This window comes from Nesterenkonia sp. PF2B19 (assembly GCF_001758425.2).
Lineage (GTDB): Bacteria > Actinomycetota > Actinomycetes > Actinomycetales > Micrococcaceae > Nesterenkonia > Nesterenkonia aethiopica.
Window position 1 is genome coordinate 1 of sequence record NZ_MDSS02000025.1, and the last position, 20196, is coordinate 20196.

The 20196-nt window shown below is 70.3% G+C and carries 20 protein-coding genes and 2 pseudogenes; 13 read left to right on the plus strand and 9 right to left on the minus strand.

From position 1 onward, the window contains the following. Nucleotides 1-1484 precede the first annotated feature (1484 nt). Nucleotides 1485-2096 carry a hypothetical protein gene (locus tag BCY76_RS08990; protein WP_070161190.1) on the minus strand — a complete coding sequence of 204 codons (612 nt, stop codon included), beginning with the start codon at nucleotides 2094-2096 and terminating at the stop codon, nucleotides 1485-1487. Between the two features lie 190 nt (nucleotides 2097-2286). On the opposite strand from BCY76_RS08990, the pseudogene BCY76_RS20400 reads away from it, so the two are divergent. Next, a pseudogene (locus tag BCY76_RS20400) lies at nucleotides 2287-2409 on the plus strand (hypothetical protein); the annotation flags it as partial. A gap of 506 nt (nucleotides 2410-2915) precedes the next feature. On the opposite strand, the gene BCY76_RS09000 reads toward BCY76_RS20400, so the two are convergent. Continuing rightward, nucleotides 2916-3638 (minus strand): class I SAM-dependent methyltransferase, encoded by a 723-nt coding sequence (locus BCY76_RS09000; protein WP_070161186.1) that lies wholly within the window; start codon nucleotides 3636-3638, stop codon nucleotides 2916-2918. Nucleotides 3639-3798: 160 nt separating this feature from the next. On the opposite strand from BCY76_RS09000, the gene BCY76_RS09005 reads away from it, so the two are divergent. Both BCY76_RS09005 and BCY76_RS09010 read left to right on the plus strand, forming a co-directional pair. Continuing rightward, entirely contained in the window at nucleotides 3799-4599 is an 801-nt protein-coding gene (locus BCY76_RS09005; RefSeq protein WP_070161184.1) for a class I SAM-dependent methyltransferase, read from the plus strand. Nucleotides 4600-4672: 73 nt separating this feature from the next. Then, complete coding sequence (locus BCY76_RS09010) at nucleotides 4673-5071, plus strand: YciI family protein (RefSeq protein WP_070161182.1); 399 nt, start codon at nucleotides 4673-4675, stop codon at nucleotides 5069-5071. 10 nt (nucleotides 5072-5081) lie between these two features. Here BCY76_RS09010 and BCY76_RS19910 read toward each other — a convergent pair whose 3' ends face one another. Next, nucleotides 5082-5216: a hypothetical protein gene (locus tag BCY76_RS19910; RefSeq protein WP_272896831.1), complete on the minus strand. Its 135-nt coding sequence runs from the start codon at nucleotides 5214-5216 to the stop codon at nucleotides 5082-5084. A 23-nt stretch (nucleotides 5217-5239) separates the two neighbouring features. Then, the gene (locus tag BCY76_RS18580) at nucleotides 5240-5473 is read right to left on the minus strand and encodes a DoxX family protein (protein WP_201791105.1); all 234 of its coding nucleotides are present in this window, start codon (nucleotides 5471-5473) and stop codon (nucleotides 5240-5242) included. Between the two features lie 228 nt (nucleotides 5474-5701). Here BCY76_RS18580 and BCY76_RS09025 point away from each other — a divergent pair, with 228 nt between their 5' ends. The 7 genes and pseudogenes from BCY76_RS09025 (at nucleotide 5702) to BCY76_RS09055 (ending at nucleotide 11682) form a co-directional block, all read left to right on the plus strand. Next, nucleotides 5702-6340: a GntR family transcriptional regulator gene (locus BCY76_RS09025; protein ID WP_070161178.1), complete on the plus strand. Its 639-nt coding sequence runs from the start codon at nucleotides 5702-5704 to the stop codon at nucleotides 6338-6340. Between the two features lie 52 nt (nucleotides 6341-6392). Continuing rightward, the gene (locus tag BCY76_RS09030) at nucleotides 6393-7073 is read left to right on the plus strand and encodes a DUF2848 family protein (RefSeq protein WP_085437545.1); all 681 of its coding nucleotides are present in this window, start codon (nucleotides 6393-6395) and stop codon (nucleotides 7071-7073) included. 7 nt (nucleotides 7074-7080) lie between these two features. Further along, nucleotides 7081-8574, plus strand: coding sequence for a 4-hydroxyphenylacetate 3-hydroxylase family protein (locus tag BCY76_RS09035; protein ID WP_070161174.1), 1494 nt, complete (start codon nucleotides 7081-7083; stop codon nucleotides 8572-8574). A 15-nt stretch (nucleotides 8575-8589) separates the two neighbouring features. Next, nucleotides 8590-8934, plus strand: a complete 345-nt coding sequence (locus BCY76_RS09040) for a cupin domain-containing protein (protein ID WP_070161172.1) — start codon at nucleotides 8590-8592, stop codon at nucleotides 8932-8934. Nucleotides 8935-8955: 21 nt separating this feature from the next. Next, nucleotides 8956-9486, plus strand: a complete 531-nt coding sequence (locus tag BCY76_RS09045) for a flavin reductase family protein (protein WP_070161193.1) — start codon at nucleotides 8956-8958, stop codon at nucleotides 9484-9486. After that, nucleotides 9483-10835, plus strand: coding sequence for a benzoate/H(+) symporter BenE family transporter (locus BCY76_RS09050; RefSeq protein WP_083277630.1), 1353 nt, complete (start codon nucleotides 9483-9485; stop codon nucleotides 10833-10835). Before BCY76_RS09045 ends, BCY76_RS09050 begins: the two co-directional genes overlap by 4 nt. Further along, nucleotides 10832-11682, plus strand: a pseudogene (locus tag BCY76_RS09055) (carbon-nitrogen hydrolase family protein). The gene BCY76_RS09050 and the pseudogene BCY76_RS09055 overlap by 4 nt, the downstream one beginning before the upstream one ends. A gap of 24 nt (nucleotides 11683-11706) precedes the next feature. On the opposite strand, the gene BCY76_RS09060 reads toward BCY76_RS09055, so the two are convergent. Beyond that, entirely contained in the window at nucleotides 11707-12360 is a 654-nt protein-coding gene (locus BCY76_RS09060) for an NAD(P)-dependent oxidoreductase (RefSeq protein ID WP_085437546.1), read from the minus strand. Between the two features lie 94 nt (nucleotides 12361-12454). Between BCY76_RS09060 and BCY76_RS09065 the strand changes: the two genes are divergently transcribed. The 3 genes from BCY76_RS09065 (at nucleotide 12455) to BCY76_RS09075 (ending at nucleotide 15912) form a co-directional block, all read left to right on the plus strand. Then, the gene (locus tag BCY76_RS09065) at nucleotides 12455-12907 is read left to right on the plus strand and encodes an AraC family ligand binding domain-containing protein (RefSeq protein ID WP_170922639.1); all 453 of its coding nucleotides are present in this window, start codon (nucleotides 12455-12457) and stop codon (nucleotides 12905-12907) included. Then, nucleotides 12892-13332, plus strand: a complete 441-nt coding sequence (locus tag BCY76_RS09070) for a helix-turn-helix transcriptional regulator (protein WP_083277628.1) — start codon at nucleotides 12892-12894, stop codon at nucleotides 13330-13332. Before BCY76_RS09065 ends, BCY76_RS09070 begins: the two co-directional genes overlap by 16 nt. Nucleotides 13333-13464: 132 nt before the next feature. Beyond that, nucleotides 13465-15912 carry an ATP-binding cassette domain-containing protein gene (locus BCY76_RS09075; protein WP_085437548.1) on the plus strand — a complete coding sequence of 816 codons (2448 nt, stop codon included), beginning with the start codon at nucleotides 13465-13467 and terminating at the stop codon, nucleotides 15910-15912. Nucleotides 15913-16016: 104 nt separating this feature from the next. On the opposite strand, the gene BCY76_RS09080 is transcribed toward BCY76_RS09075, so the two are convergent. The 4 genes from BCY76_RS09080 to BCY76_RS09090 are packed head-to-tail and all read right to left on the minus strand — an operon-like array spanning nucleotide 16017 to nucleotide 20171. Beyond that, on the minus strand, nucleotides 16017-16976 hold the full coding sequence (locus tag BCY76_RS09080) for an NAD(P)-dependent oxidoreductase (RefSeq protein WP_085437550.1): 960 nt from the start codon (nucleotides 16974-16976) through the stop codon (nucleotides 16017-16019). Beyond that, a complete protein-coding gene (locus BCY76_RS20405) occupies nucleotides 16976-17263 on the minus strand; it encodes a thiamine pyrophosphate-dependent enzyme (RefSeq protein WP_336582042.1) in 288 nt (95 codons plus the stop codon). Before BCY76_RS20405 ends, BCY76_RS09080 begins: the two co-directional genes overlap by 1 nt. Further along, entirely contained in the window at nucleotides 17230-18678 is a 1449-nt protein-coding gene (locus tag BCY76_RS09085; protein ID WP_336582041.1) for a thiamine pyrophosphate-binding protein, read from the minus strand. Before BCY76_RS09085 ends, BCY76_RS20405 begins: the two co-directional genes overlap by 34 nt. Then, the gene (locus BCY76_RS09090; RefSeq protein WP_070161162.1) at nucleotides 18675-20171 is read right to left on the minus strand and encodes a sodium:solute symporter; all 1497 of its coding nucleotides are present in this window, start codon (nucleotides 20169-20171) and stop codon (nucleotides 18675-18677) included. The genes BCY76_RS09085 and BCY76_RS09090 overlap by 4 nt, the downstream gene beginning before the upstream one ends. Nucleotides 20172-20196: the final 25 nt, after the last annotated feature.

Genomic DNA, 20196 nt, shown 5'->3' on the forward strand with positions numbered 1-20196 from the left:
AGGACGATGACTCCGACGAGGACGATGACTCCGACGAGGACGATGACTCCGACGAGGACGATGACTCCGACGAGGACGATGACTCCGACGAGGACGATGACTCCGACGAGGACGATGGTGGTCAGCCGGAGGGCAGGCCGGTGCAGCCCGAGGGTCGTCCCGTCGATCCGGATGAGCGCCCGGCCGATCCCGAAGGCGCTCCGGAGGAGCGGCCGGTGCAGCCCGAGGAACGCCCCGCTGATCCCCAGCCGCGCCCAGAGACGCCCAGTGGGCAGCCCGGTCAGCAGCAGAACGAGCGGCCTGAGACCGGCGGCCGAGGCAGCGGTGGCGACCGGCCCGATGCCGGCAGCACAACCGACACGAGCACACCCCCGTCGCCCGAACGCGGCGCTGACCGCACAGGCCAGACAGGCCGCACAGGCGGGTCAGGGCAGTCCGACGCCAGTGGGCGATCCAGCTCGGAGCGGCAGTCGAGCGGCTCCGAGCGGGAACAGGGGCAGCAGAGCTCTGAAGCCTCCGACTCTCGAACCGAGGCGCCCTCATCCTCATCAGGCCAGAGAGGACAGGCCCCCGGCTCCCAAGACCGCGAACCGGTCCAGGAGCGTCCCGAGACACCCGGTGGATCCGACCGTGGCGATGACTCGGAGAGCTCAGCAGCCGATGACCGGAACGAGGGCATGTCCCGGGCAGACATCAGGGCCCTGCTGGAGCAGCGGCGTGATGCCCAGGAGCAGGCGGAGGCCACCCCGTCCCCGTCCCCGACGTCGGACCCCTCCCCGCGGGGCTCCGATGATGAGCCGGAGTCGGACTCGGACAGCTCGACGTCCGAGGAGAGCGCTGACTCTGCGGACCCGTCGGAGGGGTCGGCCGGGGCCGAGGCTCCCCGCGCTCCTCGGAGCGGCGGCGGTGCTGGAGGCTCAGACCAGGACTGGTCGCCCAGTGACGACGGTGAGCTCCCGGTGGCGCGCGGCGACGAACCTGTGACCTTCGACCCAGGGCCCGCCCCACGAGACGGCGGGTCCGCGAGCGCGCTGGACCGGGGTGCTCCCCCCACAGCGCTGGAAGACCGCTTCCGGGGATCCTCGGCGGGGTCCTCCGAGATCCCCGGCGCGGGTGCGGAGGCCCTGGAGGCCGGCGAAGGAGGGCAGTCCCCGACCGCGGTCGAGACCGGAGCGGCACCGTCCGCCGATCAGGCAGACGCCGCGGACGACGCGAGGCAGGCGAGGCGCGCGCCATGGAACGGATCGCCGGAGTGCCCACAGGTGCCTGGGCCACTGTCGGCCTGTTCCTGCTGGGTGCCCTCGGCTGGATCCTGTACTTCTTCGGCTGGCGCCCCGGTCGCAGCAGCTGAGGCCGCTGCGGCGCCGCGGGTGACTCTCGCGGGCGCCTTCAGATATACGTCGCCCTGTCGCGACGCAGGTGAACACTGCTGCGACAGGGCCGACGTGCGTCATGCACAGCTCACGGTGACACGGCTGGACCCCTCAGTCACCGGTGACGAAGAGGACCTGCTGGTCGGCGCCGCCCAGGCGCTGCGACGGAATCCCGTCGATGTCGTCCAGCGGGTGCTCCACTCCGCTGAACTCGACCTCCTCGCCCACCTCGATGGTGCCGTGCTCCGGCGTCGTCACGGAGGGCGCGCCGTCGCGGAAGGAGAACTCCGCGTCCTCGTCGAAGACCAGCACCTGGGGCTGACCGTCCTGAGCCAGCGCCATGTAGCCGCCCGGCCCGATGATCAGCTCACCGGAGACGTCCACTGCGGGGCCCTCCGGAGCCTGACCGGTCACGAAGGCGTGTGGGCTCTCGCCGACGGTCTCCACCGACACGTCGGAGGCGCCGTCGGCCTCCGTCTCCTCAGTCTCCGTCTCTTCAGTATCGGTCTCCTGGGACTCGGCCTCAGCGTCATCCTCGACGTCGGTCTCGTCCTCGGGGGCCTCCACCTGCACGGTGTCCTCGTCACCGGGGGTGTCTGTGGCGCCGTCGTCTTCTGCGGCGCATCCCGTGGCGAGCAGCGCCAGCACCATGGCGCCGGCGGCCAGCGCGCTGCGCGGCCCGGGGGTCGTGGTCGCGGGGGACAGGGTCGATCCTGTGGGCATGGGGTGATCCTTCCTCCGCGGCGCGATGCGCGGGATTCGACTGCAGGCCGGTGGGACGTGGGTCCCAGGCGTCCGGCCTCACCGGGCATAGCGGGCATCCGCCTCCGGTGAGCACATTCTGCCTAAGTGGCACAACGTGTCATCATGGCAACGTGTGCACGTCGGTCGTGATTCCCGTACTCTGCTGGATGTGACCAGTTCCACCACCCTGACACAGCGTCGCAAGGAGTTCACCCGGCTGGACATCGCCCGCTCCGCGGCTCGGCTGTTCGCGGCCGACGGCGTCTCGGCGGTCACCGCGGAGAGGATCGCCGACGGTGCGGGGGTCTCTCTGCGCACCTTCTACCGGTACTTCCGGACCAAGGAGGAATCGGTGGCGCCGCTGCTCAGCGTCGGTGCCGACCAGTGGCGCCAGGCCCTGGCGGACACGGGGCCAGGTGACCCGCGGACCGCCATCCCGCAGGTCATCAGGGCGCTGCTGGACGTCGACGGCGGCGCCGAGGACTCCACGCGGCGGATGATGCGGGGCCTGCTGCGGGCGGCCGCCGAGGACGACGCCCTCCTGGCGGTCTGGGACCGCGTCAATCGCGATTCCGAGGAACGACTGCAGGAGGTCATCACCGGCCTCGTGCCGGACGTGGATCCGCTGGCCGCGCGGCTGATGGCCGCAGCGGCCACCGACGCGTCCGGATCGGATTCGAGCACTGGGCCGCCGACGCCGGGTGTTCCGAGCCGCCCGCCGAGCTCGCCGTGCGGGCCTTCGAACAGCTGTCCCGCGGGATCCGCCTGCACGGCTGACGCGCCGCAGATCCCGGCCGCTCAGCTCAGTCGGATGGCCCGGACCACCACGTCGTGCAGCGTGACGCTGTCCTGTCCGCGCAGAGTCGTCCGGCTCATCTCCGCTGCGGTCTCGATCCGCCAGGACGACTCGTCCAGCAGGGCGGCGACGTCGGCGGCCCGGACCTGCGCCTCCAGCGGTGGATTCGCCCGGTGGCCGGGAGCATCGTGCTCGGCCGTGCCGTGTGCGTCAGCGTCGCGTCCGGGAGCGCCGTGTGCGTCAGCATCGTGTTCGTGAGCGTCGCCCTCGCCGTGCAGGTGGCCGATGATCAGCAGCGTGCCTCCCGGCGCCACCCACCCTGAGGCGCGTCGGTAGAAGTCCAGCTGCGGAATCGTGGGATGCGCATAGTGGGTGGTCACCAGGTCGTACTGCCCTTCCGGCACCCAGGTGGTCAGATCGGCGGCGATGAGCTCCACACGCGGATCCATGCCGCGGGCGCGCAGGATCCGTGCGGCCCGGTCCAGTGCCGTCCGGGAGATGTCGACGCCGGTGACCTTCCATCCCTGCTCCGCGAGCCAGGCGGCCTCGATCCCGTGGCCGCAGCCCGCGTCCAGGGCGCTCCCCGGTGACAGCGGAGAGATCTCACGCACCAGATGCGGATTGGGGTCCCCCGGGCCTGAGCTCATGGCGGTCTGTGACGGGTAGTGCCCCGGTAATCCCTGGTAGTGCTGTTCCCAGTACTCGGCGTCGAACTGTCGCGTCACGATCTCTCCGCTCTCTGTGGTCGGTGGTGGCCATCGTGCCCCACCGCGGCCCGGCGCTTCCGTGGTGGCCCTCAGGATCAACAACGCTCAGGCGGGGGCGATTCCGTGCCGTGAGCGTCCACCCGAGAATCCTCTCATGAGAATCGTTAGCATGAGGCGCATGGATTCCCGTGAGCGCATCACGCGCGCCTTCTCCGATGCGAGCTCGACCAGCGACTTCGACCGACTCGGAGAGCATCTCTGGAGGCCCATCGGCGCCTCCACCGTAGAACTCTCCGCGCCGCAGGAGGGCGAGCTGGTGCTCGATGCATGCTGCGGCAACGGGGCGTCCGCGTTGCCAGCGGCACGACGCGTGGGTCCCGGCGGTCACGTCGACGCTGTCGACCTCGCCGCTCCGCTCCTGGCCGACCTCGAGCGGCAGGCCGACGGCTTGGAGAACATCACGTCGGCGGTCGCGGATGTGACGTCCTGGGGCCGGAGCGGATACGACGTCGTCCAGTGCGTCCTGGGGATCTTCTTCTTCTCCGACATGACCGCCGGGACCGAGCATCTGGTGAAGAGGCTCCGTCCCGGCGGTCGTGCCGCTGTCACCATCTGGCGACGCGGCTCCATGGAAGCCTCCGGTCGCCATCTGGCGCAGGCGATCGCGGCCGTGACCGGACAGGAGTTCCCCTCCCGGCCACGCCATCTCCTGGACGAGGTCAACACGTCCGAGGCCTTCGGCCCCTGGCTCGCGGACCGCGGGCTCCGGGACGTCGAGGTGACCGAGTCTGAGCTGCGTCTTTCGCTCTCCGAGTCCCTCGCGTGGTTGGTGATCACCGGCTCCGGCTTCGCCGGGATGCTGACTGGCCTCAGTGAGGACGAGACCGAGCGCGTCCGCCAGGAGTACCTGGCGTCCCTGCAGGGGGCAGGGGCTGCTGAGCTCGACGCGACCACGCTGATCGGTGTGGGGTGGGCGTGAGGTGTTCCCTGGGGTCGGCGCTCCCCCTAGGGTCGAGGTCACGCGTGACCGTGCGGTCGGAGAGAGGACGAGGATGAAGTATCTGCTGATCAAGCACTACCGGGGCGCACCTGCGGCGGCCAACGACGTGCCCATGCGGGACTGGACGCCCGAGGAGGTCGCCGACCACGTCGAGTTCATGGAGCGTCTGGCCGAGCGCCTCCAGCAGACGGGCGAGTACGTCAACAGCCTGGCCCTGGCACCCGAAGGCACATGGGTCAGCTCCGATGACCAGGGGGCGCCGGTGGTCGGTGACGAGCTGCCCGAGGGGAAGGACCTCATCGCCGGGTGGATGCTGATCGACGTCGCCGACGAGAGCCGCGCCCGCGAGATCGCTGCAGAGCTGGCCCACGCCCCCGGCGCCGGCGGCAGGCCCGTCAGAGAGTGGCTCGAACTGCGTCCCGCGCTGGGCGCCGCCGACGGCGAGGGCTGACCGGCTGGCCTCAGCAGCTGAGCTGGGCGCCGGGTCCGAAAGCCCAGCCCCAGGCGGCGAACCCGGACAGGGCGATGAAGGTGAGATCGCCCAGGGCGTAGCCCCACTCGCGTCTCACGACGCGCACGGCCGTGGCGCCGGTCATGTACATCATCAGGCCCAGTGCGCTCAGAGGCGCCAGCCAGGCGGCGATGCGAGAGTCGTCGGCAGTGCGAGTCCCGCGGCGGCCAGCACCTTGAGGGCCGCCAGGCCTTTCAGCGTGCCGGTGTCGAACATGTCCACCCAGTGCTGATTCCTTCCGAGGGCCCGGTACCGCTGACGCGGCAGTGCCAGCAGCGCGATGCCGCCGACCAGGAATCCCACGGCCAGGAAGCCGGTGACGATCCACAGTGCGATCTCCATGAGGTGTCCTTTCATCCGTGACCCGGGGCTCGGGCCTCCATCCTGAGGACGGGGCGCGCATCGGATCTGTGACATCGACCGAGACCGAGTGTGAGCCTTTCGTGCCGGCGGCAGGTGCGGTCTGGCAGGGGAGTCGGCGCTGGCTCCACCTCGATGACCACGTCCTGTTGACGACCTGTATACAGGTCGTCTACGATCATGTGTGACACAGGCCACGGAAGGGGTGTCATGTCCATCTTCACCGAGCAGGTCGAGACAGCTGTCGACGGGGCCTACCGCTGGCTCCGCCAGGAGGTGACGTCTCTGCCCTGGAATCAGGAGGCGCACCTCTCCGAGAGCGAGCTGGCTCGCCGCTCGGACTTCTCCCGGACCCCGATCCGGGAGGCGCTCCTCCGACTCCAGGGGGACGGGCTGATCCGCCGACTGCCCAATCGCGGAGTCGTCGTGCCCGCCCTCCAACAGGCGGACCTGGACTCTCTCATGGAGGTCCGGGAGGTCATTGAGATCTGGGCGGCGCGGAAGGCCATCGCCCAGGGCATGGACGTCACGCCGCTGCGGGACCTGCTCGCCGCGCAGGAGGAGGCTGCGGGGGACCCCGTGGAGTTCGTCCGGCTCGACGTCGCCTTCCATCGGACCATCGTCCAGCGGGGCCGGAACTCCGTGTTCGAGGACCTCTATGAGGCCCACCGCTACAAGCAGCTGCGGCTCGGCGTCCAGGCCGTCGAAGCGGCCAACCGCATCGAGGCCGTGATCGGGGAGCATCGGGCGATCGTGGACGCCATCGCCTCCGCCGACCCCGAGGCCGCCGCCGAGGCCACCCGCCGCCACCTGAGCTCCACCGCACGCGTGCTCACTGACGGCCGCTGACCCGCGGTCCGTCTGCTCCCAACCATCGCCACCTGCTGAGAAGGAACCATCAGTGCTGACTCTTCATGTGCCCGGAACAGGGCATGACCTCCAACTCGACGCGTTCGACGCCGTCGTGGCCGGCTACACGGCCCGCGACCAGGCCGCCGTGGACCATCACATCCAGGAGCTCGCCCGCATCGGCGTCCCTCCGCCGCCGAGGACACCGATGTTCTACCGCATCGCGGCCGAGTCTGTGACCACGGCACAGTCTGTGGAGGTCTCCTCGGACCGGACCTCGGGAGAGGTGGAGCCCGTCTACATCCGCCATCAGGGCCGCTACTACCTCGGGCTCGGGTCCGACCACACCGACCGACAGCTGGAGACGGAGGACATCGGGCGCTCCAAGCGTGCCTGCCCCAAACCGATGGGACTCCACGTGCTTCCCCTCGGGGACCTGGAGAGCTTCACGCTCGCGGCAGTGGCCGCCCAGTGTCACGCCGACGGCGAGCTCTACCAGGTGGGCAGCTTCGAGTCGCTGCGGGAGCCCCGCGAGATCCTGCCGCTCATGGAGCAGGAGCTGGAGCTCGACGGCGGCGACTACATCTGCTTCGGCGGCACGATTCCGTTGCGTGCAGGAACGTTCCGGTACGCCACGGAGTGGGAGCTGACCTGCCGCATCCAGACCCCGGGCTCCGCGGGCGACGACGCCCCGGAGCTGACCCACCGCTACACCATCACCAAGGAGAAGTGATCTGCTCATGAGAACCGGCACGGACTATCTCGCCAGCCTCGACGACGGCCGCACCATCCACCTCGACGGCGAGGTGGTCAGCAACGTCGCTGAGCACACCGCCTTCGCGCCCGTCGCACGGACCATGGCCTCCCTGTACGACACCTCCGCCGACCCCGCCCGGGGCATGCAGTACGAATCCCCGGAGACCGGCGGCACCGCCAATCGCGCGCTGGGGATCCCCCGCAGCCGCGAGGAGCTGACGGCCCGGCGTCAGGCCACCACCACCTGGGCGCGCCAGACCCACGGCTGGGTCGGCCGCAGCCCGGACCACGTGGGCTCCTTCCTGGCGGCCTTCGCCGCCAACTCCCACGTCTTCGACGTCGAAGGCCGCCCCTTCGCGGAGAACGTGCGCCGCTACTATCGCCGGGTCCTGGAGGAGGACCTCTTCGTCTCCTACGCGATCATCCCGCCGCAGCATTCCCGCGCCACCACGGCCTCCGGCTGGGAGGGGGACTACATCCAGGTCGGCGTCGTCGACGAGACCGAGGAGGGTCTGGTGGTCCGCGGCTCGCAGATGCTGGCCACCGGCGCCGCCGTCGCGGACGAGATCCTGGTGACCTGCATCAAGCCGCTGGGTCCGGATGACTCGGACTTCGCCGTCAGCTTCGTGCTGCCGGTCAACGCTCCCGGGCTGAAGCTGATCAACCGGCGTCCGTACGCGCCGTCGACCACCGGAGCCTTCGACTACCCGCTGACCACCCGCTTCGACGAGCCCGACTCCCTCGTGGTCTTCGACGACGTGCTGGTCCCGTGGGACCGCGTCTTCGTGGACCGGGACCCCGCCATCCTGCGCGCGCAGTTCTTCGCCACCGGCGCCCACGCGCTGGGCAACTGGCAGGCCCAGACGCGCTTCGCCGAGAAGCTGAAGTTCATCGCCTCCATCGCCCGCAAGGTCTCCCAGGTCAACGGCACGGACAAGATTCCGGGGGTCCAGGAGAAGCTCGGGGAGCTCGCCGCGCTGGTCACCTCCGTGGAGTCCTCCCTGCTGGCCGCCGAGTACACCGCGGAGCCTGACGAGAGCGGAATGATGGTGCCCGGCCGGCGCGCCCTCTACGGCGCCATGGGGCTGCAGGCCGAGCTCTACCCGCGAGTCATCCAGATCCTCCGGGACCTGGTCGGCGGAGGGGTGCTGCAGATGCCCGCCAGCCACCAGGACATGCTCAGCGAGACCACTCGCGGCGACGTCGAGCGCTACATCACCTCTCCCGACGTCTCCAGCGAGGAGCGCATCAAGCTGTTCCGCCTGGCCTGGGACGTCATCGGCTCCGAGTTCGCCGGCCGCCACCAGCAGTACGAGCTCTTCTACGCCGGTGCGCCGTTCGTGGTCAAGGGCGTCTACACGTATCAGAACTTCGGCTACCCGGAGCTGCTGGAGGACCTCGACTCCTTCCTGGGCTCCTACAGCCTCGAGCACGACGACGCCGACCTCCGCCCCGCCGCGCTCGGCGCCACCACCTGAACAGGAGAGACCACCATGGCCAAACCAGAATTCGAGTTCACCCCCACCGCCTCGGTCGAGTTCCGGGACTGCGCCCCGCACATCGACGGCCTCAGCGAGGCGATCCTCGCCCAGGACTCCGAGAGCGACGCCGTCACCCGGATCCTGAAGTTCGAGCCCGGGACCGACACCTCGCCCAACGGCGCCCTGACCCACGAGTTCTGGGAGGAGGTCTTCATCGTCGAAGGCTCCTTCCGGGACCTGCGCCTGGACCGTGTCTTCTCCGCCGGGGACTGGGCCACTCGCCCGCCTGGCATGGAGCACGGACCGTGGGTGTCCGAAGAGGGCGCCAAGATGTTCGAAGTCCGCTACTACCAGTGAGGGACTGACATGCCACTGCAGATGACCCCATTCACCGCCGAGCCCGAACCGTTGGCGATGCGCCGCTGCATCGGCCGCTTCCTCACCGGAGTGGCCGTGGTGACCGCCGACGACGGTCAGGAGCAGGCCGGGATGACGATCAACTCGCTGACCTCCATCAGCCTGGACCCGCCCATCGTGATGATCTCGCTCAACTTCGACACCCGCACCGGGGACGCCATCGAGACCAGCGACCGGTACGCCCTGTCCATCCTGAGCAGCAAACAGGAGGCCGTGGCGCGTCAGTTCGCCTCCCGGGGAGGCGAACGCTTCGCCGACGGCAGCTTCGACACCACCCCTTCCGGGCTGCCCGTCATCCGGGACGCGCTCTCCCAGCTGGACTGCCGTGTGGTGGAGAAGCACACCATCGGTGACCACCGGGTCTTCTTCGGCCAGGTGGAGCACTGCCGGGACCGCGACGGCAGCGGGCTGAGCTTCAACGCCGGCCGGTTCGGCGCGTTCAAGGACTTCGGCCATGAGCCCGTGCGTGGTACGCGTGAGGACATGAGATGACCTCCACGAACAGCTCACCCTCCGCACGCGACGCCGGTGCCGCCGTCGACGACGGGCACACCGACGACGAGCACATCGCTGACGGCGTCCTGGAGTCCGATCGGCTCATCGAACGGGGGCCCGGCCCGCGGGAGAGCATCCGTTCCCTGCGTCGGAGCCTGAACATCTCCAGCGTGGGCGCCGGCGTCGTCTCCGCGGTGTTCGGCTGCACAGGTCCCGCGCTGATCATCGTCGACGGCGCCGACAGCGCGGGGCTCACCCCCGGGCAGACGGTCGCCTGGATCTCCGCCGTCTACGTGGTCGGCGGCCTGATCTCCTTCATCATGGGCCTGTACTACAAGCAGCCCATCGTCGGCGCCTGGTCCATCCCGGCGGCGGCCCTGGTGGTCTCCAGCCTCGAGTCCTACTCGTTGGCGGAGATGATCGGCGCCTATCTGGTGGCCAGCGTCCTGGTGCTGGTGCTGGGACTCACGGGGTGGGTCCGGGTGCTGGTGGCCTGGATCCCCATGCCGATCCTCATGGCGATGATCGGCGGGGTGCTGATCCGCTACGCCGTCAATGTGGTCGACGCGACCGCCGCCGCTCCGATCGTGGTGGCCGCCGCGCTGCTCGGATACGTGCTGCTCAGCCGCTTCGTGCGGCAGGTGCCGGGGGTGGTCGGGGCGCTGGTCTTCGGCGTGGCGGCGGTGCTGATCACCGGCGGCATGGACTCCAGCGGGAACGGCTTCACCTGGGTCACCCCGGAGCTCACGGCCCCGGAGTGGAACCTGTTCGCCATGCTCGGGGTCGGCATCCCGCTGGCCCTGGTCATCCAGGCGGAGAACATCCAGTCCATGGGCGTCCTGATCGCCGAGGGCTACCGGCCACCGGTCAACAGCATCACCGTGATCAGCGGGGCCGCCAGCCTGGCCGTGGCCTGGATGGGCGGGCACAATGCCTCCATCGCCGGCCCGATGACTGCCATCTGCGGGTCCCCGGAGGCAGGACGCCTGCGCCGCGACCGCTACGCGTCGGTGCTCGTCAACGGCACGATCTTCGTGACCTTCGGGCTCTTCGCCTCCGTCGCCGTGACCCTGGTGACCACGCTGCCCGCGGCCCTGATCACCGCTCTGGCGGGTCTGGCCATGCTGGGGGTGCTGCTGACCGCGTTCCGCGGCGCGTTCGCGACGTCGACGTTCCGCCTGGGCGCTCTCGTGGCCATGATCATCGGGCTCGCCAACGTCACCATCCTGGGGATCTCCGCCCCGTTCTGGGCGCTGCTGGGCGGCCTGCTGGTGTCCCTGCTGCTCGAGTTCGATGACTTCCGGCGCCCGCAGGGCGCCACCGACCAGGAGAAGGAGGCCGCGTGAAGATCGCCGTCGCCCAGGTGCTCAGCACCGAGGACCCGCAGGTGAACCTGGAGCTCATCAGGACCTACACCGCACGGGCAGTCCAGCAGGGCGCCGACGCCGTGGTGTTCCCGGAGGCCATGCACTGCGCCTTCGGGAACCCGCTGGTGCCGATCGCCGAAGAGACCGACGGCCCGTGGGCCCAAGAGGTGCGCAGCATCGCCGGCCGCCATGGGGTGCTGATCATCGCCGGCATGTTCACCCCCGGCACGGCGTCGGGGGCCGGCCGCCCGCGGGTGCGCAACACCCTGCTCGCGGTGGGCCGGGGCGTGGACGTCACCTATGACAAGATCCACCTCTACGACGCCTTCGGCTTCCGCGAGTCCGACACCGTCGAACCCGGCGCCACGCCGCAGCTGATCCGCCTCGACGGTGTCACGCTCGGGCTGGCCACCTGCTACGACGTGAGGTTCCCCGCGCTGTTCCAGCACTACGCACGGGAGGGGGCCGACGCCGTCGTGGTCTCCGCCTCCTGGGGCGCCGGTGAGGGGAAGATCCGGCAGTGGGAGACCCTGGTGCGTGCCCGGGCGCTGGATGCGACCTGCCATGTGGTGGCCTGCGATCAGCCGGACCCTGGGTGGTGGGTCGGGAACCGGTGGAGGGCGCCCCCACGGGCGTGGGGCACTCGGCGGTCATCGGTCCGGCCGGACAGGAGCTGGCCGTCGCGGGGACCGGCAATGAGCTGATCCTCGCCACCGTGGACCCGACCGTCGTGGTGTCCACGCGCCAGGTGCTGCCCGTGCTGGCGAACGGCGCCCAGGGGGAGAAGGCCGCTGGCATGAGATCTGCGGATCCAGTGCGCAGCTGACCCCCTCCCGCCGGGAGCACTCCGTCACTGTGCCGCGTGGAACCGGCGGTTCTCGTGAGCAGGGCGGTCGATCTCGTCGACCAGGGCGAGGGCATAGTCGGCCCCGCTGATCTGGGATCGGCCGTCCGGGTCCGTCAGGAGGACCTCGTCCGAGGTGCGGTACTCACCTGTCGACGGGATCTGCAGCTCCGCCCCGAACATCGCTCCGGGGGAGAGGTAGAACCAGCGCGCCCCTGAGGTGTCCTGCTGCAGCACGTCGAGTGCCTCCCGGTGGGCCGTCGCCTCGGGACGGTACTCCGGAGGGAAGTCGGCGGTCTCCATCAGGATCGGCCCGTCCGGGCTGACTCGCAGGCCGCCGGCGCCTCCGACGACGGCGACGCGGCTTCCTCCGCGCGCCGCGGCAGGCAGAACCGTACGCAGATGATCGGACAGACCGGGCTCCCCGGCCGCCGGCAGGGCGAGGACGATGACGTCATGGTCGGTGGCCAACCGGGCCACCAGCTCAGCGTCGGCGGCGGAGCCGGCGATGTGGTGGATCTGCCCCGCGGCGTCGGTGGGAGCAGTCCGGTCCGATCCATTGCGGGACACGGTGGTGACGTGGTGGCCTCGGCGGGCGGCCTCTGCGGCGATGTGTGAGCCTGCGTGGCCGGTGCCTCCGATGACGGCGATGTGAGCCATGGTTCTCCTGTCCGGGTCGGTGTCTCTGACTTTGGTGAATCTACTCCTCACCGGGTGCAAGGTCCCGGTGAGAAGTGGACATATCATGGTGAATATGGGACACGATGCGATTGAGGACGTCGCCTACCGTCCTCCTGCGGGCCAGGCGGGCGAGGTGGAGGTCCACACCGTCGATGACCTGCTGGGCCGGGCCTCGCCCGGTCTGTTCGATCGGCCGCAGCGGATGGGATTCCACCAGGTGATGCTCATCGAGCACGGCGCTGCCCGGCACATGGTGGACTTCGCCGAGCACCGCTTCGCGCCCGGGACGGTGCTCTGGGTGCGTCCCGGACAGGTCCAGCTGTGGGAGGATCCCACGCGTCTGGAGGGGACCGTGCTGCTCTTCCCTGGCGGCTCCTGGACCCGGACACCACCCGGCTCACCTCCGCCGACTCTCCGGAAGGGCCCCACTGGTGGGATGCGCAGGACACCGACCCCGCGCGTCTCGCCGTGCTCAGCACCGCAGTGCGCGACCTCGCCTCAGACGGTGCGATGTCGCGCCCCCTGAAGCGATCCGCCCTGCGGCACGCTCTCTCGGCCCTGCTGATCCAGCTGGTGTCCTGGCACCGAGGCCAGGAGGACTTCGCCGAGCTTCCGCCGGCCTTCCGGGACTTCCGGAGGCTGGTGGAACGACGCTTCGCGGACTGGCATGACGTCTCCGACTATGCCGCCGCGCTGGGCTGGTCTCCCCGGACGCTGGCCCGGGCGTCTCGGCTGGCCCGAGGCGTCACGCCCAAGAAGGTCATCGACGAGCGTCTCCTGCTGGAGGCCCGTCGGCTCCTCGTCCAGACAGACCTCCCGGTGCACAGCATCGGAGACCGCATCGGGTTCGATGACCCCAGCAACTTCACGGCATGGTTCCGGCGGCAGGCGGGACACACGCCCAGCGAGTTCCGTGCCGCACACGGTCACACGTCGGGGGCGGACCGATGAAGCCGTCCTGATGGAGCCGTCCTGATGAAGCCGTCATGGGGGAGCACTACACTGCTGTGCACCTGCCCATGATCGCGCGTCACCGGCGTTCACCCGTTCGGGACGCGCGACCGGTGCTCCCCAGGAGAACCTATGACGACGACGTCGCCCACCCCCGCTCGCACCACCACCGCCACGCCCACATCTCCGCCCGCGTCCCGAGGAGCTGACGCGCTTGCGCCGTCGGACACCCATGACATCATCCGGGTGACCGGAGCCCGGGAGAACAACCTCCGCGACGTCTGTGTGGAGATCCCCAAACGACGGCTGACCGTGTTCACCGGAGTCTCCGGATCCGGCAAGAGCTCCCTGGTCTTCGGCACCATCGCGGCCGAGTCCCGGCGGCTCATCAATGAGACCTACAGCGCCTTCCTGCAGGGGTTCATGCCCTCCCAGGGGCGCCCGGACGTGGACCACCTGGAGGGCCTGACCACCGCGATCATCGTGGACCAGGAGCGCATGGGCGCCAACCCGCGCTCGACGGTGGGGACCGCGACCGACGCGAACACGCTGCTGCGCATCCTGTTCAGCCGGCTCGGCGAGCCCCACATCGGCTCCCCGCAGGCGTTCTCCTTCAACGTGGCTTCCATCAGCGGCGCCGGAGCCGTGACCTTCGAGAAGGAGGGCAAGAAGGTCAAGGAACGCCGGGACTTCCAGATCACCGGCGGCATGTGTCCGCAGTGCGAGGGCCGCGGCCAGGTCAGCGACATCGACGTCACCCAGCTGGTGGACGAGACGAAATCCCTCCATGAAGGCGCCATCACGGTGCCGGGCTACAAGGTCGGCGGCTGGTCGGTGAAGTTCTACACCGAGTCCGGCTTCTTCGACCCGGACAAGCCGATCAGCGACTACACCGACCAGGAGCGCCACGACCTCCTGCACCGGGAGCCGGAGAAGGTCAAGATCAACGGGATCAACATGACCTACCAGGGGCTGGTGCCCCAGGTGCGCAAATCCATGCTCTCGAAGGACCGTGAGGCCATGCAGCCCCATATCCGGACCTTCGTGGACCGGGTGGTCACCTTCACCACCTGCCCGGCCTGCGACGGCACCCGGCTCACCGAGGCCGCCCGATCCTCGACGATCGCGGGCATCAGCATCGCCGAGGCCTGCGCCCTGCAGATCTCCGACCTGGCCGCCTGGGTGCGCGGCCTGGACGAGCCGTCCGTGGCCCCGCTGCTGACCACCCTGGGGGAGACGCTGGACTCCTTCGTGGAGATCGGACTCGGGTACCTCAGCCTGGACCGGCCCGCCGGCACACTCTCCGGCGGTGAGGCCCAGCGGACCAAGATGATCCGCCACCTCGGTTCCGCACTGACCGACGTCACCTACGTCTTCGACGAGCCCACCATCGGGCTGCACCCGCATGACATCGCCCGGATGAACGACCTGCTGCTGCGCCTGCGGGACAAGGGCAACACCGTCCTGGTGGTGGAGCACAAGCCGGAGACCATCGCGGTGGCCGACCACGTCGTGGACCTGGGGCCCCGGGCGGGGTCCGCCGGCGGTGAGATCGTCTACACGGGTGACGTGCCGGGGCTGCGTGCCTCCGACACGCTCACCGGGCGTCACCTGGACGACCGTGCCCGGCTCAAGGAGTCTGTCCGGCAGCGGGACGGCGTGCTGGAGATCCGCGGAGCCGAGCAGAACAACCTGACCGGCATCGACGTCGACGTCCCCACGGGGATCCTCACCGTGGTCACCGGGGTGGCGGGCTCCGGCAAGAGCTCCCTGATCCACGGGAACCTCGCCGGCAGGGAGGGCGTGGTCGTGGTCGATCAGGCCGGGATCAAAGGCTCTCGGCGCTCCAATCCGGCCACCTACACGGGCCTGCTGGAGCCCATCCGGAAGGCCTTCGCGAAGGCCAACGGGGTCAAACCGGCGCTGTTCAGCGCCAACTCGGAGGGAGCATGCCCCACGTGCAAGGGCGCCGGGGTGGTCTTCACCGAGCTCGGGGTGATGGAGACGGTGGAGACTCCCTGCGAGGAGTGCGAAGGCCGGCGCTATCAGGCCGCGGTGCTGGAGTACACGCTGGGCGGGCGGAACATCAGCGAGGTGCTGCACCTGTCCGTGGATGAGGCGCTGGAGCATTTCAGCGACGGTGAGGCGCGGCTGCCGGCCGCGCAGAAGATCCTGCGGCGGCTGGCCGACGTCGGTCTGGGCTACCTGACCCTGGGGCAGCCGCTGAACTCGCTCTCCGGCGGTGAGCGGCAGCGTCTGAAGTTGGCGGTGCACATGGCCGACGACGGCGGCACCTACATCCTGGACGAGCCCACCACGGGTCTGCATCTGGCCGACGTGGAGCAGCTGCTGGGGCTGCTGGACCGGCTGGTGGACTCCGGGCGGAGCGTGATCGTCATCGAACACCACCAGGCGGTCATGGCCCATGCGGACTGGATCATCGACCTCGGGCCTGGGGCGGGCCACGACGGCGGGCGGGTGGTCTTCGAAGGCACCCCGTCCGATCTGGTCGCCGCGGCCCGGGACGGCGCCGGCGTCACACTCACCGGTCAGCATCTGGCTGACTATGTGGGGGACTGAACCAGGGCTCAGCCGGTCTGCGGGAGGCTCACCCGTCCCACCTCCGGGAAGGTGAGCCTCCCGCGCCCCGTAGGGGCCGAGCTGTCCGGCGGGTCCGGAACGGGTCACAGCACCGCGTGAGCGGGGAGGCTCCCGGAGGTGAGGTGCTCCAGCACGGTGCGTGCCGGCTGCAGGCTGTAGGTCTCCAGGGCCGGCGCCGACCAGAACGCCGTGTGCGGGGTGCACACCACCTGCGGGTGCTGGCGCAGCGGCGACGACGGCGACGGCGGCTCACCAGGCAGGACGTCGAGCCCGGCCCCACGCAGCCGGCCGGAGTCCAGTGCGGAGAGCAGAGCGTCGGGATCCACCAGTTCGCCGCGGGCGCAGTTGATCAGGGTGGCTCCGTGCGGGAGCAGAGCAAGCCGTTCCTCGTCGAGCAGCCCGCGGGTCTCCCGCGTGAGCGGCGCATGCAGGCTGAGCACGTCGCTGCGGCGCAGCAGCTCCTCCACGCCGACCTGATGGATCTCCGGACAGTCTTGGTGGGGGTCGTGGCCGATGATCTCTCCGACCAGCGGCCGCAGCAGCGCCGCGACGCGCCGCGCGATGCGCCCGCATCCGAGCAGGCCCACGGTGAGGTCGCTGAGCCGTCGCGGGGCGGGAGTCAGCCCGGTGGCCTCCTGCGTCCACCCGCCGGCGGCCACAGTGCGGGCCCCTGCCAGCAGCTGCCGCTCCACGGCCAGCATCAGCGCGACCGCGTGGGTGGCGACCTCCTCCGTCGAGGCATCGGTCAGGGGCACCACCGGGACCTCCCGAGCTCGGGTCGCCTCCAGGTCGATCATGTCGAGCCCGGTGCTGCTGGTCGCGATGACGCGCAGCGCCGGCAGCGCGTCGAGGAGGCCGGCGTCGACGTCGGCGTAGCCCACCACCAGGCCCTCCACGGGGCCGGTGGTCGCCTGCGCCGCCGCCAGCGGGCCCTCGGGGCCGGCGAGGATGCTCCCGATGCTGTGGCGCGCCAGCATCTCTCGGGCCGGCTGCGGGTCGAGGTCGGTCTGGTCGGTGAACAGGACCAGGCGCTGACCGCACATCAGCCGAGCCGGTCCAGGTGTGTGGGGGCGAACAGCCCCAGCCGGGCGGGGACCACGACCACACGGGGACCACCGGCGGCCAGGGCCCGGGTCACCGCATCCGGCGCTTCGTCCGTGGTCGCCCGTTCCGCCGGGATTCCGAAGGAGGCGGCCAGCTCGCAGAAGTCCGGGCGGGCGAGCTCGGTGGCCGTGGCGGTCCCGAAGGCGGACTCCATGTACTCCCGCAGGATGCCGTAGCCGCCGTCGTCGACGATCAGCCAGGTGACGTCCAGCTGGTGCTGGGCCAGGGCGGCGAGCTCGGGCGATGCCGTAGGTGCGCCCCGCCGTCGCCGGAGACGGCCAGCACGGCTGACGGTTCACCACGCAGCCGGCGCGCGAAGGAGGCCCCGGCCGCGGCGGGAAGCGCATGGCCCAGGCCGCCGGCGCCCTGCGCGGAGACGAAGCGTCCATCCCGCGGGTCCCAGGCCGACCAGGCCCAGTACCCGGCGATGGTCATGTCCCAGAACGTGTCGGTGCCCTCCGGAGCGGCCTGCCGGAGGCCGGACAGCAGCGCGCGTTCGCTCTCGAGCCCCTGGCCCTCGAGCCGACGGGCCACGGTGGCCAGCAGGGCGGTGACGCGCTGTTCGGCTCGAGTGCGTCGCCCCGGGTCCGGCGCACCGGAGCTCTCGACGGCGGCGGCCATCCCGGACAGGGCGGCGGAGGCGTCGGCGTGGACGCCGAGCCCCGTGTGGTTGGCGGTGACCTTGCCGAGGTCGGCCTCCACATGGATGACCCGGCCGCGGGGTGCGAAGGTGTGGTAGTTGCTGGAGAGCTCCCCGAGGCCGCTGCCGACCACCAGGAGCACGTCGGCGGACTCCAGGAACTCCGTGGTGGCGATGTCCTCCATCCAGCTGCGCGCGTTGAGCGGATGGTCCCAGGCCAGGGCCTCCTTGCCGCTGAACGTGGTGACCACCGGGGCCGGCAGCGCCTCGGCGAGACGACGCAGAGACTCTCCTGCGCCGGCGCGGACCACTCCGCCGCCGGCCAGGATCACCGGGTTCTCGGCGCCGCGCAGCAGGTCCGCCGCCTGCTGGACCAGCTCCTCGCGCGCAGGAGGGGCCGTCGGCGTCGCGGTCAGGTCCACCACCGGCGGCACGGACGGCTCGGCCGTCTCCAACAGGACGTCCTGCGGGATCTCCACCAGCACGGGCCCCTGGGGGGCGGAGGCCGCCGTCGTCCAGGCCTCGGCCAGGGCCGAGGGGATCTGGGAGATCCGCCGGACCGTGAAGGTGCTCTTCACGACCCCTCGGAACGACGCCGACTGGTCCGGCAGCTCATGGAGGTACCCGTGGCGCCCACCGCCCAGGCCCGCGACCGGCACCTGGGCGCTGATCGCCAGCACCGGCACCGAGGACGCCGCCGACTCCTGCCAGGCGGCGAGCGACGTCAGCGCACCCGGGCCCGTGGAGAGCAGCAGCGGTGCGGGCTTCCCCGTGACGCGGGCCAGACCGTCAGCCATGAAGCCGGCGTTGTTCTCGACTCGGGCGGCCAGACAGGGCAGCTCGGAGCGGCGCAGCGCGTCGAACAGCCCCAGGGCGTGCTGGCCGGGCAGCCCCACCACACCCTCGGCCCCGAGCGCCTGCAGGGACTCGAGGACGACGTCGCCCCCGATGCGGGTGCCCAGCGTGCCGGGGGTGCCGGCGGGAAGGTCCAGGGAGGTCATCGGGTCGGTGCTCCTTCATCGTGGGGCGGGATCTCGCTCATCGTGGTGGTGTCGCTGCGGCTGAGCCGGCGGACCCATTCCCGGTGGACCTCCTCGGAGGTGGGCGGAGTCAGCAGGCTGACCACCACATAGGTCACCAGGCTGGCGCCGAGACCCACGTAGATCGGCTCATTGGCGAGGATGTCGGTGACGGCCATGGTGACGATGACGCCCACTGTGCCGACCACCATGGACCAGGTGGCGCCCTGACGGGTTCCGCGGCGCCAGACCAGGCCGCCCAGGATGGCGATGAGCAGACCGCCGACCAGGACGTTGTAAGCCATGGCCAGCGCGCCCACCACTGTGGTGACCATGGTGGCCACGAGGATGACGGCGACTCCCAGCAGCAGGGTGGCGCCGCGGTAGCCCCGCACGTCCTCCTGGTCCCGCGTCTCGGCCGGATCCGGGGCGGCACCGCGCTGCAGCAGGTGGCGGGCGTACGGGATGAGATCGGTGGTCAGCACGGTGGAGGCGGCGATCAGCGCCCCCGAGGCCGTGGACATCAGGGCCGCCAGGGCGGCGGCGAGCACGAGGCCCCGCAGGCCGGTGGGCAGCGCGTCCTGGACGATCGTGGCGAAGGCCTCGTCCGGGTTGGGCAGATCCGGCCAGATGGCGCGGGCGGACATGCCGATCACCGCGCCGGCGATCCCGTAGACGATGCAGTACACCCCGGTCAGGCTGCCGCCGATCATGGCGATGCGCGGGGTGCGGGCGGTGAACACCCGCTGCCAGATGTCCTGGCCGATCAGCAGTCCGAGCGTATAGGTGATGATGTAGGTGACGATGGTGGCGCCGCCGATCGCGGTGGGCGAGAAGAAGGAGTCCCCCACGCGCTCGCGGATCTCGGCGAAGCCGCCGGCATGGATGACCGCCACCGGGGCGAGCAGCAGCAGGATGCCGATCGTCTTGATGACGAACTGGATCACGTCGGTCATCGTGATCGACCACATGCCGCCCAGCGTGGAGTAGATGACCACGACGCTGCCGCCGATGAGGATCCCCGCCCAGTTCGGCACGCCCAGCAGCACGTGGAAGATGGTGGCGTAGGCCAAGGTGGAGGTCACTGCGAGCATGAACGTGTACAGGAACATCACCGCGGCCGGGACGACGCGGGAGGACGGCCCGTAGCGCAGGTCCAGCATCTCCATCACGGTGTAGACGCGCAGCTTGACGATGTGCCGGGCGAACAGCGCCGAGAGCAGCAGGATCCCCAGCCCGATGGCGGTGACCAGCCACGCTCCGGAGACGCCGAAGCTGTAGCCCAGGCCGATGCCGCCCACGGTGGAGGCTCCGCCGAGCACGATGGCGGACATCGCCGCGGAGTACATGAACGTCCCCAGACGGCGTCCGGCCACGAGGTAGTCGCTCTTGGTGGTGGACCGGCGCAGGCCCCACCAGCCCACTCCGAGGATGGTGGCGGTGTAGACGGCGATCACCGCGATGTCGAGGATCATGAGGGTGTCTCCTGCAGCGTCTCGA